Annotated in this window: 12 protein-coding genes; 1 reads left to right on the plus strand and 11 read right to left on the minus strand. The window is 44.0% G+C overall.

All coding sequences use genetic code 11. From position 1 onward, the window contains the following. Positions 1 to 31: 31 nt before the first annotated feature. The 8 genes from R2Q85_RS06085 to R2Q85_RS06120 form a co-directional block, all read right to left on the minus strand. Entirely contained in the window at positions 32 to 1,729 is a 1,698-nt protein-coding gene (locus R2Q85_RS06085; RefSeq protein ID WP_316810860.1) for a sodium:solute symporter, read from the minus strand. Further along, the gene (locus R2Q85_RS06090; protein WP_316810861.1) at positions 1,726 to 1,872 is read right to left on the minus strand and encodes a hypothetical protein; all 147 of its coding nucleotides are present in this window, start codon (positions 1,870 to 1,872) and stop codon (positions 1,726 to 1,728) included. The genes R2Q85_RS06085 and R2Q85_RS06090 overlap by 4 nt, the downstream gene beginning before the upstream one ends. A 14-nt stretch (positions 1,873 to 1,886) precedes the next feature. Beyond that, positions 1,887 to 4,325: a PIG-L family deacetylase gene (locus tag R2Q85_RS06095; RefSeq protein WP_316810862.1), complete on the minus strand. Its 2,439-nt coding sequence runs from the start codon at positions 4,323 to 4,325 to the stop codon at positions 1,887 to 1,889. A gap of 125 nt (positions 4,326 to 4,450) precedes the next feature. Further along, a complete protein-coding gene (locus R2Q85_RS06100) occupies positions 4,451 to 5,050 on the minus strand; it encodes an LEA type 2 family protein (RefSeq protein WP_316810863.1) in 600 nt (199 codons plus the stop codon). A 43-nt stretch (positions 5,051 to 5,093) separates the two neighbouring features. Next, entirely contained in the window at positions 5,094 to 5,525 is a 432-nt protein-coding gene (locus tag R2Q85_RS06105) for a DoxX family protein (RefSeq protein ID WP_316810864.1), read from the minus strand. A 52-nt stretch (positions 5,526 to 5,577) separates the two neighbouring features. Next, complete coding sequence (locus R2Q85_RS06110; protein WP_316810865.1) at positions 5,578 to 6,180, minus strand: TetR/AcrR family transcriptional regulator; 603 nt, start codon at positions 6,178 to 6,180, stop codon at positions 5,578 to 5,580. A gap of 93 nt (positions 6,181 to 6,273) precedes the next feature. Continuing rightward, the gene (locus R2Q85_RS06115) at positions 6,274 to 6,876 is read right to left on the minus strand and encodes an alpha-ketoglutarate-dependent dioxygenase AlkB (protein ID WP_316810866.1); all 603 of its coding nucleotides are present in this window, start codon (positions 6,874 to 6,876) and stop codon (positions 6,274 to 6,276) included. A gap of 12 nt (positions 6,877 to 6,888) precedes the next feature. Beyond that, positions 6,889 to 7,749 carry an RNA polymerase sigma factor RpoD/SigA gene (locus R2Q85_RS06120; RefSeq protein WP_316810867.1) on the minus strand — a complete coding sequence of 287 codons (861 nt, stop codon included), beginning with the start codon at positions 7,747 to 7,749 and terminating at the stop codon, positions 6,889 to 6,891. 179 nt (positions 7,750 to 7,928) lie between these two features. Between R2Q85_RS06120 and R2Q85_RS06125 the strand changes: the two genes are divergently transcribed. Then, entirely contained in the window at positions 7,929 to 8,396 is a 468-nt protein-coding gene (locus R2Q85_RS06125; protein WP_316810868.1) for an Lrp/AsnC family transcriptional regulator, read from the plus strand. On the opposite strand, the gene dnaE is transcribed toward R2Q85_RS06125, so the two are convergent. From dnaE to R2Q85_RS06140, 3 genes are all read right to left on the minus strand, one after another. Further along, a complete protein-coding gene (gene dnaE / locus R2Q85_RS06130) occupies positions 8,393 to 11,362 on the minus strand; it encodes a DNA polymerase III subunit alpha (protein ID WP_316810869.1) in 2,970 nt (989 codons plus the stop codon). The two genes, R2Q85_RS06125 and dnaE, sit on opposite strands and share 4 nt — an antisense overlap. Positions 11,363 to 11,366: 4 nt before the next feature. Then, the gene (gene dinB / locus R2Q85_RS06135) at positions 11,367 to 12,524 is read right to left on the minus strand and encodes a DNA polymerase IV (protein WP_316810870.1); all 1,158 of its coding nucleotides are present in this window, start codon (positions 12,522 to 12,524) and stop codon (positions 11,367 to 11,369) included. Positions 12,525 to 12,609: 85 nt separating this feature from the next. After that, positions 12,610 to 13,038: a hypothetical protein gene (locus R2Q85_RS06140; protein WP_316810871.1), complete on the minus strand. Its 429-nt coding sequence runs from the start codon at positions 13,036 to 13,038 to the stop codon at positions 12,610 to 12,612. Positions 13,039 to 13,235 lie beyond the last annotated feature (197 nt).

Consider the following 13,235-nt stretch of genomic DNA (forward strand, 5'->3'; position numbering starts at 1 on the left):
TGACAATTTAAACCACCAAGGGCAACTTGGCCTAAGCTGTCGGCTTGCCCTTACGCATGAATTGCTGAATGAGCAGGGAAATCAATACCACCAATACACAGCCAATCACGTTTAACCACAGGTAAGCAACAACATCCTGGCTACCCAGCAGGACGATAATGGCCTCAGTTAGCAATGCTGCAATAAATACAGCCCTTCCGTTTACCTGTTTTACATAAAAAGCAACCAGAAAAACACCCAGTATCGTACCATAAATATAAGAGCCCAATATGTTTACCGCTTCCAGCAAATTACCAATTTTACTGGCATACAAAGCCATCACAATACATACTATTCCCCAAAAAACGGTTGCCAGCCGCGATGCCTGTAAGTATTCATGATCTGAAGCGTCTTTTTTGATCAGTCTTTTGTAAATGTCTATTACGGTCGTAGAAGCCAGGGAGTTCAATGCGCTTGCTGTTGAACCCATGGATGCCAGGAAAATAATGGCAATTAACAATCCGATCAGTCCCTTTGGCAAATACTGCGTTACAAAACTCAAAAAGATATAATTGTTATCTTTAATATTCGCATGCTCGTCGTTCTTTACCATCAGGTCTGTCACCTGTTTACGGATGGCTTTCTCCTGTTCATCAGCGGCCTGCAAAGCCTTTCGCTGCATGTCGATCAGTACTTTATCATCCGTCTCAAGCGCAGCATTCATCTGGTTTACCTGGGTTTGCTTCCTTTCAAAAGCCAGGTTATAGTCTGCCTTAATCTTATCCAGTTCGGGCGCATAGCTGCTCTTTTCCAGTTTATTCAGCTCAAAGCTGTTGAAGAAAATCGGTGGACGGTTGTACTGGTAAAAAGTAAACACCAAAACCCCTATCAGCAGGATCAGGAACTGCATGGGTATTTTCACCAATCCATTCATCAGCAATCCCAGGCGGCTCTGACTAACCGAGGCACCCGACAAATACCTGCCCACCTGGCTTTGATCAGTTCCAAAATAGGAAAGCTGCAAAAAGAAACCGCCTATTAGCCCGGTCCATACCGTATATTGATTATTGAGATCCAGCTTAAAATCTATGGCATTTGTACGGCCCATTTTTCCGGCAATGCTGATGGCCCTGCTGAAACCAATATCGCCGGGAAGCAGGTGCACCACCATAATACCCGCAGCAAACAAACCGCAAAATATGATACTCATCTGCAGCATTTGTGTATAAGAAACTGCCTTTGTGCCGCCATAAACGGTGTAAAAGATCACCAGACTGCCAATAAATAAAGTAGTATAGGTGGTATTGATATCCAATATAGTCGATAAAATAATAGACGGCGCATAAATGGTGATCCCTGTGGATAGCCCCCGCTGAATTAAAAATAGGAAAGCAGTTAAAGCCCTTGTTTTCAAGTCAAAACGCTGCTCCAGGTATTCATAGGCCGTGTAAACTTTTAAGCGGTGAAAAATGGGCACAAAAGTGATACACAGGACAATCATGGCTAATGGCAGGCCCAGGTAAAATTGCACAAAGCTCATCCCGGATGAATAGGCCAGCCCTGGGGCAGATAAAAAAGTAATGGCACTGGCTTGTGTAGCCATAACGGAAAGACATACATGGTACCAGGGTAAGCTCTGGTTACCGAGTAGATAACCCTGAATATTTTGTGCACCACGGCTCTTATAAATGCCATAAGCAACAATTACAACAAGCGTCAGGATCAATACGGACCAGTCTGTAACACTCATTCGAAATACTTGGTAAAGGCGTAAAATATTAAGATCAGGAATACCAGCCAGCCAATCAGCAAGCGGTAAAACTGTTTCCAGGTTTTAACAAAAGGAGGAAGTTCCTGCTCTTGCTGATCTGTTGGTGGTTCTTCTGCTTTCATAGCTCAAATGATGGTTATTTTTTTCCGGACAACAGGTTCACAAACAAGCGGTACGCACCAGGCACACCTGCCGGCAATTGTCTGAAAAATGAAAGACCGGTATATACAAACCTGCCTTTGCCATAATCAGCAACAATTAAAGACCCTGTTTTAGCACTTTCCCCGGTATCGTTCATGCCCAATACAGCAGTATATTTTTCATCTGCATTGCTAACAAAATACAATCCCCGTTCCTGTATCCAGCCTTCGAAATCTCTGTCAGTAATCTTATTCGGGTAATTTAAAACCGGGTTTGCTGGGCTGAGGATCTTGACTTTTGCATCTTCTTCTGTAACCCTGTCTCTGGATAAGCTAAAAGGATAAGGCCCGATATTTTCCAGTTTCAGCGGATTGTTTACATTATATTGCACCAGTAAGGTGCCCCCGTTTTCTACGTATTTCATCAGTCTGGGCTGCATGCTCCGGATCTGATCGTTCACATTGTACAACCTGACTCCGGTTACAATGGCGTCAAAACCAGACAGATCTGCATTGATCACCTGGTTCTCGCTGAGGTTGACGACTTCATATCCAATCTGTTTCAGCGATTCAGGCACCAGGTCGCCGGCGCCATTGATATAGCCGATACGTTTTCCTGTCAATTTCAGTTCCACTTTATCTACCCTGGCTTCTGCAGGCGGAAAAAGCGTTTGTACCGGAATATGTTCATAACTGATCACCCGCAAGCCTTTGTCATAAATTTTGCCATCTATGTTCAGCTGAAGGCTTAAGTTACCTCCGGAAATATTGCCTGCAGGTGTAACAGTAAATTCCAGTACCTGCTCCTCTCCTTTTCTGGTTAAGGTAAAACCGGCCTTTTCCGGGCTTAGCTTCCATCCTGCCGGAACCTTTGGTTGCAGTGTACCGGTCAAATTGCTTTTAAAGCTCTTTAATTGTACCGTGATCTTTTTAGCCTCATTGCCATTAAAAACAAATGCCTTTTCGGCAAGTGTAGCGGTAGCTGGTGGCGCAATCACCAATGGCTGATAAACCTCGCCGCGAACCTGATCGGTATATTTATAAACTACCGGGCATTTTTTTTCAATGACCTGCTCCCCGATCCTGATCTTAAACAATGCCATCAGACCAGGCAGGTTTTCGGCCATACCGATCTTAACAAGGGAATCCACTACAAATGAACCCAGCGGATGGGCCTTTTCGAGCCAATAGGGTTGGCTAAGGCCAATATTTTTTGTAGCGACGGTCTTATCTTCCGATAGGAATTTATTGGGTACTAAACTAAAAGCAGCTCCACTCTTGCTTTCTTCAAGGCTAATGGCCAGCGGAAACCCTGGTTTTACCCTTGCAATTCCCTGTACCTTGACATCGACAGGCTCATTTAATGCATAAGCAGCATTTACTGCAGCACTTTCAACCCAGATGCCTGCACTGGCCAGGATCAGGTTATCCAGCAATTCATGTTTAAATGGCTTGTCTTTTACCAATTGTCTTAATTTTAAGAGCTTAATTATCGATGCCGATGGATCGGCTACGTTGTAACCTGCATTGATCTCGTCCAACAACTGCTGTACGGCAGTAGTGCCAGATATCCTGTTCAGGGAAAAATCTATGCCTTCAAATAGGTCTCGGGATGCCTTCTCTCCGGCTATAAGCGTAAAAAATTCTGTAGAGGAACCGCGCTGCCTGGCCGAACCAAAGCCCTGACTCCGGTGATTAGACCTGCTTTCAGCAGCGATTTCCCCGTAACTTTTGCCAATCAAGGCATTATACTGACCAATATCCAGCTTTAGCTGATCATCTGAGGTGGTATTATTGCCTCCAAAATTAAAGGTGTTCCATAACAGGCGCTTAGCCTGCCATGGCTTTACGAAAGCCAATTGTTCCGGAAATTGTTTTGGATCAGCTGCTGCTGCAAAGGCCTCATGTGCCAGGATTGCAGAACCGGAATGGTGACCATGTCCTGCACGCCCGTCTTCAGGGAAACGGGTAATGATCACATCTGGCTGAAACTTCCTGATCACCCATACCACATCGGCCAGTATTTTAGCCTTATCCCAGATCTTAAAACTCTCTTCCGGGTTCTTAGAAAAACCAAAATCATTGGCCCGGGTAAAAAATTGTTCTGCCCCATCGGTACGCCTGGCAGCCAGTAATTCCTGGGTGCGGATGAGCCCCAGCAACTCTGCCTGCTCATTTCCGATCAGATTTTGTCCGCCATCTCCACGGGTTAGCGATAAATAACCGGTCCTTACTTTTTTATCTTTTGCCAGGTAAGCGAGTAGCCGGGTATTTTCATCATCCGGATGCGCCGCAATATACAAGACGCTTCCGGTGACGTTCAAAGCTTCCAGTCCTTGTTTAATTTCAGCAGCATTGAGCTGCTGCATATTTTGCGCTTTGGTAAAAAAAGGGATGACTGCGCTGAACAGCAGCAGGTATAAACGAAATTTCATATACAGATTTTAATTACAGGAGCTCATAAATAACCGGCAATGCTCCGAAATTAATTAAAAATCATCAATCTGCAGTTCAAATTCAAAACTAAAACCGTAACAATACTGCAAATATACTACGCTTTTTATAGGAGAATTTTGCTGCTGATTTCTTTGTCAACAGTAATGAAACCCGGGTATTTAACCAGGGTATTGCCTACTTTAATGCTCGGTCTGATTTTAAGCGTGAGTATACCTTTTTTTTCAGGGCCGCCTTTGCTACTTTTAAGGAAATCACTGATCTCGCCCATAACTTTACTATTAGAAACAAAAGGATAAACATTTACCTCCATATCAACGGGAACAGTAGAAGATTGTCCTGCTGCCACATTCAATGCCTGGTTTACAAAACCAGTAGCCAGTTCCTGTCTGTTGATGAGGATCTTATATTCAAATTCATTAATGGCCGCATCACTGCCCGTTGGGTTTTTCACTTCAAGATTTAAACGAGCCCTTAAAGGAACATCCTTTCTGAGTAAACCTAAAGCCAGTCCTGGTAAACTGCCCAGGTTGATGTCGCCGTTACTGAGCATTTTTTTCACATCAGCTCCGCCAATGGTAACCTGATCGGCAGAAGTAATCCGGTATGTACACTTTTCGAGTGCTTTGATCTGAGCGGCCTGTTGGTTGATACCGCAGCTGGATATCACCAGGGCAGTAATGCACAATAAGAAGATTTTTTTCATTTTTTGGTGTGTTTAGGTAATGAGTATCAAAATTGATGCCCGTTTACCTTCTGCGTCCACTGAGGTTTCTGCTGATCAGGTTATCAACGCTATATTTTCCCGCTCCGGCAACCAGCAAAAACAGGTATGCCACTAAATAATGTAATCCCATTTCCTTTTTATCAAAACCATCCGGTCCGTGTACAATACATATGGCAACCAGCATGGTAACGATCAGTGGGATCAGGGCAAACCTTGTGGCCAGACCCAGGATCAGCAAAATAGAACAGACAAATTCGGCAAAAACAGCTAAATAAAGAGAAAGGACCGGACCTACACCTATAGGATCTCCAAATTGTATTTCACCACCTGCCAGCAGCCAGCCCAGTTTTTGATAGCCATGAACAAGCATAAAAATACCGACAGCTACACGTAAAACAAGCAGCATAAAGTGTACACTTTCATTGTTAAAATTGGTATTGAATAATCTTTTCATAAAATAGTATTGAGTCTGTAAAATTAAATATAAACGAAATTTATGGATTTGATCAGGCAATGAGGGATTTAATAAAGCCGGACACCGCATCCTGTAATATCCTCCGGTTTTCCTCAGCAGGTTTTCCATCCTTTTCAATCATCTGTATAGATACCAGGCCATGCAGAATAGAAAAATAGGTATGATATTTCAGGTAAAGTTCTGCCTCTTTATGAGTACTGGCGGCGATGGCTTCCTCAATGCCGGAAATCATAATGCTGGTCATATGCTTCATTTCTGCAACCTGGTTTACCCTGTCACAGGCAGGAATCCCAAGCCCAAACATCAGCTGATAAAATTCTTTATGGTCAAAAGCAAAGTCCCAGTAAGCATTGGCCATAGCTTCCAGCTGCATTGCAGGATCTTTATGCTGGACTTTAACCAGCTGAAGCACATCTGCAAGTTTCTGGAAACCTTCTTTGGTAAATTCCAGCAATATGGCTTCCTTATTTTCAAAGTGGTTATAGATTACAGGAATGCTGTATTCGATGGCATCGGCTATTTTACGGATAGACAGAGATTGCCAGCCATCTGTTAATACCTGCAGCCATGCAGCTTCCAGGATACTTGCCCTGAATTCTTCTTTCTGCCTGAGTTTTCGTTCTGCAATCCCCATACGGTGCAATTTTAATTAACGGTGTTAGCAAATATAATACCTTAAATATATTTACAAAACTATCGCTGTTTTTCTGACTTAAATCCAACAATATCATTTAACCAGGCGGAAAGTCAAATTGATCCTGGGTCCTACAGGCTTTACGGTTTTAGGCAACCTGTGTTCCCACAAATGCTGGGTTTCGGCTTTCATGATCAATAAACTGCCATGACTGAGTTCGACTGAAATGATGGGTAATTTATTTACATAATGGCGGAATTGAAATATCCTGGATGCGCCAAAGCTTACGGCTGCAATGAAGGGATATTTCCCAAGTTTTTTTTCATTGTCGCGGTGCCAGCCCATGCTATCTGTTCCATCTCTATAGTGGTTGAGCAGACAGGTATTAAATTGCGTATCAAATTTAGCGGCTATATTTTCTTTGATCTGACTTACGGCAGTAATCCAGGGCATGGCCGCCATGGTAATTCCCGAATAACTGTAACTGGTTCCTTTGTCTCCATAAAATGCAGTAAACCTCGGCTGCAGAATTGTTTTACCAAATACTTGTATCGACTCTTGTTTCCAGGCCACCTGATGGCTTAAATCAACAAAATACTGATCACTTTCTTCTTTTGTAAAAAAATCCGGGTAAAAAAATGCTTCGCCGGGAATAGGCAGGAGATTTAGATGATCCAGATACAGCGATTTGTCCATGCTGTAAATATATCAGATATATTCCATCATATATGCCCTGGGTTGTTCTGATCTTAATGTTTTTAGTGCTTTATCTTTAATCTGTCTTACCCGTTCCTTGCCGAGATTCATCTTGCCTCCAATCTCATCCAGGCCAATGGCAGGACAGCCCCCCAGGCCATAAAACATAGACAATATCTCTTTTTCCCTTTCCGGCAACCTTCGCATCAGGCGTTTTACATCAACCGAGACAGAGTTTTTCAGTACAGGCATATCGGCTTCCTCCACATTGGGATCTGCTATGGTTTCAGCCAGTGTAAAACCAGATTCTTCTGCAATTACCGCATCCAGAGAAGCGGTCATCGGTGCATGATGAAGAAAGTCGACCACCTTTTCTTCCGGCAGCTCAATGAATTCACAGACTTCTTCCAAACTCGGAACCCGTTCCAGCTTCTGTTCCAGATCGCCCATGGCTTTGTTGATCTTCATGATGCCACCAATCTGATTTGCAGGCAGGCGCACCATGCGTTTCTGCTCCGCAATGGCAATCATAATGCTTTGACGGATCCACCAAACCGCAAAAGAGATGAATTTAAAGCCCTTGGTTTCATCAAAGCGCTGGGCTGCTTTAATCAGACCCAGATTACCTTCTGCGATCAGATCTGCGAGGCGCATACCCTGGTTCTGGTATTTTTTGGCTACAGACACTACAAAACGCAGGTTAGCCTTTACCAGCCGGTCAAGTGCCGATTGATCTCCTTTCCTGATCTTTTGTGCCAGCGCGATCTCTTCTTCAACGCTCAGTAAGTCAATTCTTGCAATGTCATACAAATATTTTTCTATCGAGTCCGCATCCCGGTTGGTAATGGACTGCTCTATCTTTAATTGTCTCATCGTGGGCAAGGTCAGAAGAAATGACATTTAGGTCAATGGATACCTTTTATTTCCGATTATTTTATGGAAAAACGATCTATTTTTTTTACTTTTTACGGAAAATTAAGTTTTAACGTTTATTTTTTTATTAATTTCGAAATCTCGGTGTACCAGGTACACTTTCATCTAACAAACTGGTAATGAATACGGCAGACCTGGACAAAACAGATATTGGCATTTTAAGGCTTTTACAGCAGGATGCCCTGTTGAGCAACAAACAACTGGCACTGGAGCTCAACAAATCAACAGCCACCATTCACGAAAGGGTAAGAAGGTTAAAGACAGAGGGTTACATCAAACGCTCCGTAGCCATTCTGGACGGCAAAAAGATTGGCAAAAGCCTGATCGCTTATTCTCAGGTACAATTAAAGGAACATACGGATAGTGCCTTAAGTGGTTTTGAAAAAGAGGTGGTGAAATTCCCGGAAGTAATGGAATGCTACCACATGACCGGAGCCTTTGATTTCATACTGAGGATTGTGATTTCTGATATGGATGCCTATCACCATTTTTTAAGAAGCAAACTGGCACAGCTTAGCAATATCGGCACAGTGCAGAGCTTTTTTGTCATGTCGGAGATCAAGACGGAAACTGCCTATCCGCTTTAAGCCATCACGGGATTATCTGCTATCGGCAGTTTGGCAAAGCGGAATACTTCCAGGCTCGGGAAACCAAAATCTTCCACCACCTTTCCCAATATCAGGTAACATCCTGTACCCTTAAAAGGATAAACCGGACTACTCACAGAAAAATGCGTCGTATCAAAAAAATCCCCGTTCACATCCAGAAAAGTCCCAAACCACATTTTCTTATTGTTTTTGGTACGCACCGTTTTTTCACAGACATACAGGCCCATCATTTTCACAACCTGCCCCACATGTCCTATCAGGTCCTTTGCGAGCAAATCCCCGCGATAATCCGTTTTCAGCAGATCAAACATGGACATACTCAGCGGAAAATCCAGCAGTTCAAGTTCGTGATAAGCATCCTCAAGCTGCGTATTCACTAATTCCGGAAGCACATAACGTTTGCGTTCCGTATGAAAAAGTTCCGCATGGTTTACAGGCTTCACTTTATTGCCCAGCAACATATGCACTTCCCAGAGTAGTGCCTTCTTATTTTTACCGGTAAACCGCAGCGCACCCGTTCTGATCAGCATAACGACCTGTTCCAAAACAATCCCCGTTCGCTTTACAAAATCCTCCAGATCAACAAACACCCCGTTCCGCCTTACCTCATCAGGGATTAGTGTAAAAAATTTTCCATCCAGACCCCGAATGCCATTAAAGCCCAGAAACACATCGTTACCCTTTATCGAAACCACGTCCGAACTGCGGTTCACACAAGGAAGATGGACAACAGCACCAGTTTTTTTTAGCTGGTGCACATATAAAGCCCTGTTGTAAAACCCACCATAATTGTTTAGCACCGCTACCATAAACTCCTTTGGGTAATAAGTCTTTAAAAACAAGCTCTGATAGCTCTCCACCGCAAAACTCGCCGAATGTGCCTTACTGAAACTATAACCGGCAAAAGAAGAAACCTGCCGCCATACCTCCCGGGTCACATCCTCCGGTCGGCCTAAAACCTTCGCTCCTTCATGAAATTTATTGACCAGACTGTCAAACTCAATTCTTGACCAGTATTTACCACTCATTCCGCGCCTCAAAATATCCGCATCCATCCCATCCATACCCGCATAGTGGATACAGACCTTGATCACATCCTCCTGGTATACCATCACCCCAAAAGTCTCCTCCAGCTGCTCCTTCATCACCGGATGCAGGTATTGCACATTTTCCGGATTGTGGTAATTTTGGATATACATCTTCATCATCCCAGACTGCGCCACACCCGGTCTGATGATGCTGCTGGCAGCCACGAGGGTCAGGTAATTCTCGCAACCCAGCTTGCAGAGCAGCTGCCGCATAGCCGGCGATTCAATGTAAAAACAGCCAATACTATTCCCCGTCCTCAGCCGGTCATTCAGTTTCGGATCCTCCATAAATACCTTAGCCTGGTGAATGTCTATCTTACGCTGCTGGTTCTGCGCTATCAGCCTCACCGCTTCTTTGATATGCCCTATGCCCCGCTGGCTCAGTATATCATATTTATCGTAGCCAATGGCCTCCGCCTCGTACATGTCCCACTGCACCGTGGGCATCCCCTTTGGCGGCAGGTCCAGCGCCGTATAATACGTGATCGGCTCCTCGGAGATCAGCACACCCCCCGCATGGATACTGCGCTGATTGGGCATAGAAGCCATCATTTCCTGTATGGCCATTATCTTTTTAAAAGTCACATTGTCCCGGTTCTCCGCAACCTTTGCAGGATCGGTAAAGCTGTCGATCTCCGCCTTCGGCAAACCCATCACTTTACCGATCTCCCGGATTACCGAGCGGTCTTTGAAGGTAGACATGGTACCCAGCAATGCCGTATGTTCCCTGCCATAGCGTTTAAAGACATATTGCTGAACATCCTCCCGCTCATCCCAGGAATAATCAATATCGAAATCAGGCGGAGAACTACGCTCTGCATTTAAAAACCGCTCAAAATAAAGATCCAGCTCCATAGGGTCAACATCAGTTATCCGCAGACAAAAAGCCACCGTACTGTTGGCACCCGAACCCCTGCCCAAATGATAATATCCTTTAGACATCGAATACCTGATGATGTCCCAGGTAATGAGGAAATAAGCACAAAAATCCAGGTCCCAGATCACCTTTAATTCATCCTTTACCTTTTTCAGCGCCTTTTTATTGTGCTTACCATAGCGGTACACTACACCCGCCAGGGCCAGTTTTTCCAGCAGTACCTTATCATCCTCCCTGCTTCCCGTAAATGTCTTGCGGTTCAGCCGGACCTTTCCCTGCACATAGTCCATCACACAGTCATCCATCAGTTTACGGGTATTGTCCAGTATAAAAGCATATTTGGAAAACCTGGCTTCCAGCTCTCCTGCCGGCAGAAACCTATCTGTATTGCTGCATTTGTCTTCCTTGTCTACCATCGTCAGCAGCGTATTGAGGTCTATTCCGCGTAAATATTCATGCAAACGGTATTCAATCCGGTCAGCCACAAACACAGGCTGCAGTACAACCAACTTGTTTTTCAACAGACCGATACCTTTCCCGTGCAGGACATGCAGTTCATCAAAACGGATGCCCAGGAATTCATTTTCACGAAGACTTAGGTTCTTATCATCAGAAATCACCTGATCATGGGCAATAAAAGGAAAGATCACCACAGCATTTGTGAAATCTGAAGGCCGGTCCGGAAGTTCCCTCTGATTTAAATTGTGCCAGGTCAGGAAATCATTCAGTTCCTTCATGCCTTCTTTATTTTTGGCAATGCCTATATACAGCAGTTTTTTGTCCCTTCTGAATTCAATGCCACCGATCGGCTTAATGCCCTGTTTGTTACATTCTCGCATAAACGCCATCACACCCGTAGTGTTGTTGATGTCTGTAAGCGCCATTTGAGCTATACCACACTGCAATGCTTCCTGTACAAGTTTTTCGACCGGCATAGTGCCATAACGCAGGCTGTAACTGGAGTGGACATTGAGGTACATAGGCTTAGATCTCCAGATTCAAAACAGAGGCCCTCGTGATCGACTTTTCACCATATTTCTTTTTAATCCTGTCCATCGCTTGTACCAGACTATATTGTTCCGCTGATTCACTATACAGGTCGATCTGCTCAAAACCACTGACCAGGCCCGATAAACGAACCCCTACCAGCCTGAGCAGCATGCGCCTGGTATAAACCTGTTTAAACAGGTCCTTAGTTTTTTGGATGAGTGTACTGTCCAGCGAAGTATAGGGAATAACGGCCTGCCTGGTCACATCTTCAAAATTGGAATACCTGATCGTCACCGTGATACAAGATGCCAGCTTATTTTTATCCCTGAGCTGGAAGGCAAGATCCATCACCATGGAGGTCAGCAGGTTGTTGATCGTATTGATATCAATTGTATCGGCTTTAAAAGTACATTGTGTGCCAATACTCTTTTGCTCCGTATAAGGCACAACCGGAGAATAATCTATGCCCTTCGCTTTCCGAAGCAGGAAAAGACCGCTTTTTCCCATCAGCGCATTCATGTGACCGGGATGAATCTGGGCCAGGGTAAAGATCTTTTTAATGCCCATGTCGCTTAGCCTGATAAAACTCTTTTCACCCAGTCCGGGAATTTTCCGGATAGAAAGCGGGTTTAAAAAAGACTGGACGTCGGCAGCCTCTACATCCAGCTCGCCATTGGGTTTACACTCGTTGGTAGCCATTTTAGAAACCGTTTTATTGACCGAAAGCCCAAATGAAATGGGCAGGTGCAGTTCTTTTATAATGTTATCCCGCAATTCACGGGCAAATTTCATACTGCCATAAAACCTGTCCATTCCCGTCATGTCGATATAATGCTCATCAATGCTTGCTTTTTCAAAAAGCGGGACCTTTTCTTTGATGATGGCCGTAATTTCATGGGAGGCTTTGGAATAAGCATCCATATTGCCTTTGATGAATACGGCATGCGGACACAGCTGCCTGGCCATACGCGACGGCATGGCCGAATGGACGCCAAACTTCCGGGCTTCATAGCTGCATGAAGTCACCACCCCACGATCGGATGTACCCCCAATGATGACAGGCTTGCCGACCAGGGCACTGTTTTTTCGCACCTCTACTGATACAAAAAACGCATCCTGATCCATATGGATAATCTGCTGATCTGAAGACATAACATTAAACTTTAGCACAACAAATTTATACTAAAATATTTAGCATTTCAAAATAAAATACCAATTTTGTTAGTTCAGCACTGCTTTAAGAATCTACTTTTGCGTAGGTATTGTTGGCATTCAGCAAAATGAGGTCTGCATAGGACTGCAGGTAAAGTCCGGACTGTCCATTTTTAATGGCCTGACTTAACAGGGCGGCAAGTTCATTCAATTCCTTCTTCAGCGGTTCGGTTAAAGGTATAGTAGCGTAAACAGGTCCCTTTTCCAGCAATAAACTGTGGTTGTAGTGCTCTGGATAACGTTGCAAAAAATCCTGTAAGAAAAGCTCATTAAACGATAGAATCCAACCCTCTTCAGAAAATTGCTGAGGGTCCAGGTCAATGCCGGAATGAATAAAAACCAGTTGCCTACCCTTATCCAGCCATACCAGGCGACTCCAGATCCCGGTTTGAAATCTTAAATTCCGATAATAATCATCAAGGCGTTTAATATCCAACAAAAAACTTGTGTCCATAAGGCAATGAAATTATGTCATGCTATACAAAAAACAGGAGCGGGATGCAAATATCTGGAGCGACATTCAAATAACATTGGACTACAGGGAATACCGAAAGTTTAATCAAAACAGGAAATAAATTCAAAATAGTATTTGCTAAAAAACAACAAAACAGAGTCTATACCAAATTATATACCCTACCCGTTCCTCTGTTT

Source organism: Pedobacter heparinus (genome assembly GCF_032678725.1).
Taxonomy (GTDB): domain Bacteria; phylum Bacteroidota; class Bacteroidia; order Sphingobacteriales; family Sphingobacteriaceae; genus Pedobacter; species Pedobacter heparinus_A.

Excerpts from the sequence above, each read along its gene's own strand:
- R2Q85_RS06085 (WP_316810860.1), bottom strand. The coding sequence starts at position 1,729 with ATGAGTGTTACAGACTGGTCCGTATTGATCCTGACGCTTGTTGTAATT.
- R2Q85_RS06090 (WP_316810861.1), bottom strand. The coding sequence starts at position 1,872 with ATGAAAGCAGAAGAACCACCAACAGATCAGCAAGAGCAGGAACTTCCT.
- R2Q85_RS06095 (WP_316810862.1), bottom strand. The coding sequence starts at position 4,325 with ATGAAATTTCGTTTATACCTGCTGCTGTTCAGCGCAGTCATCCCTTTT.
- R2Q85_RS06100 (WP_316810863.1), bottom strand. The coding sequence starts at position 5,050 with ATGAAAAAAATCTTCTTATTGTGCATTACTGCCCTGGTGATATCCAGC.
- R2Q85_RS06105 (WP_316810864.1), bottom strand. The coding sequence starts at position 5,525 with ATGAAAAGATTATTCAATACCAATTTTAACAATGAAAGTGTACACTTT.
- R2Q85_RS06110 (WP_316810865.1), bottom strand. The coding sequence starts at position 6,180 with ATGGGGATTGCAGAACGAAAACTCAGGCAGAAAGAAGAATTCAGGGCA.
- R2Q85_RS06115 (WP_316810866.1), bottom strand. The coding sequence starts at position 6,876 with ATGGACAAATCGCTGTATCTGGATCATCTAAATCTCCTGCCTATTCCC.
- R2Q85_RS06120 (WP_316810867.1), bottom strand. The coding sequence starts at position 7,749 with ATGAGACAATTAAAGATAGAGCAGTCCATTACCAACCGGGATGCGGAC.
- R2Q85_RS06125 (WP_316810868.1), top strand. The coding sequence starts at position 7,929 with ATGAATACGGCAGACCTGGACAAAACAGATATTGGCATTTTAAGGCTT.
- dnaE (WP_316810869.1), bottom strand. The coding sequence starts at position 11,362 with ATGTACCTCAATGTCCACTCCAGTTACAGCCTGCGTTATGGCACTATG.
- dinB (WP_316810870.1), bottom strand. The coding sequence starts at position 12,524 with ATGTCTTCAGATCAGCAGATTATCCATATGGATCAGGATGCGTTTTTT.
- R2Q85_RS06140 (WP_316810871.1), bottom strand. The coding sequence starts at position 13,038 with ATGGACACAAGTTTTTTGTTGGATATTAAACGCCTTGATGATTATTAT.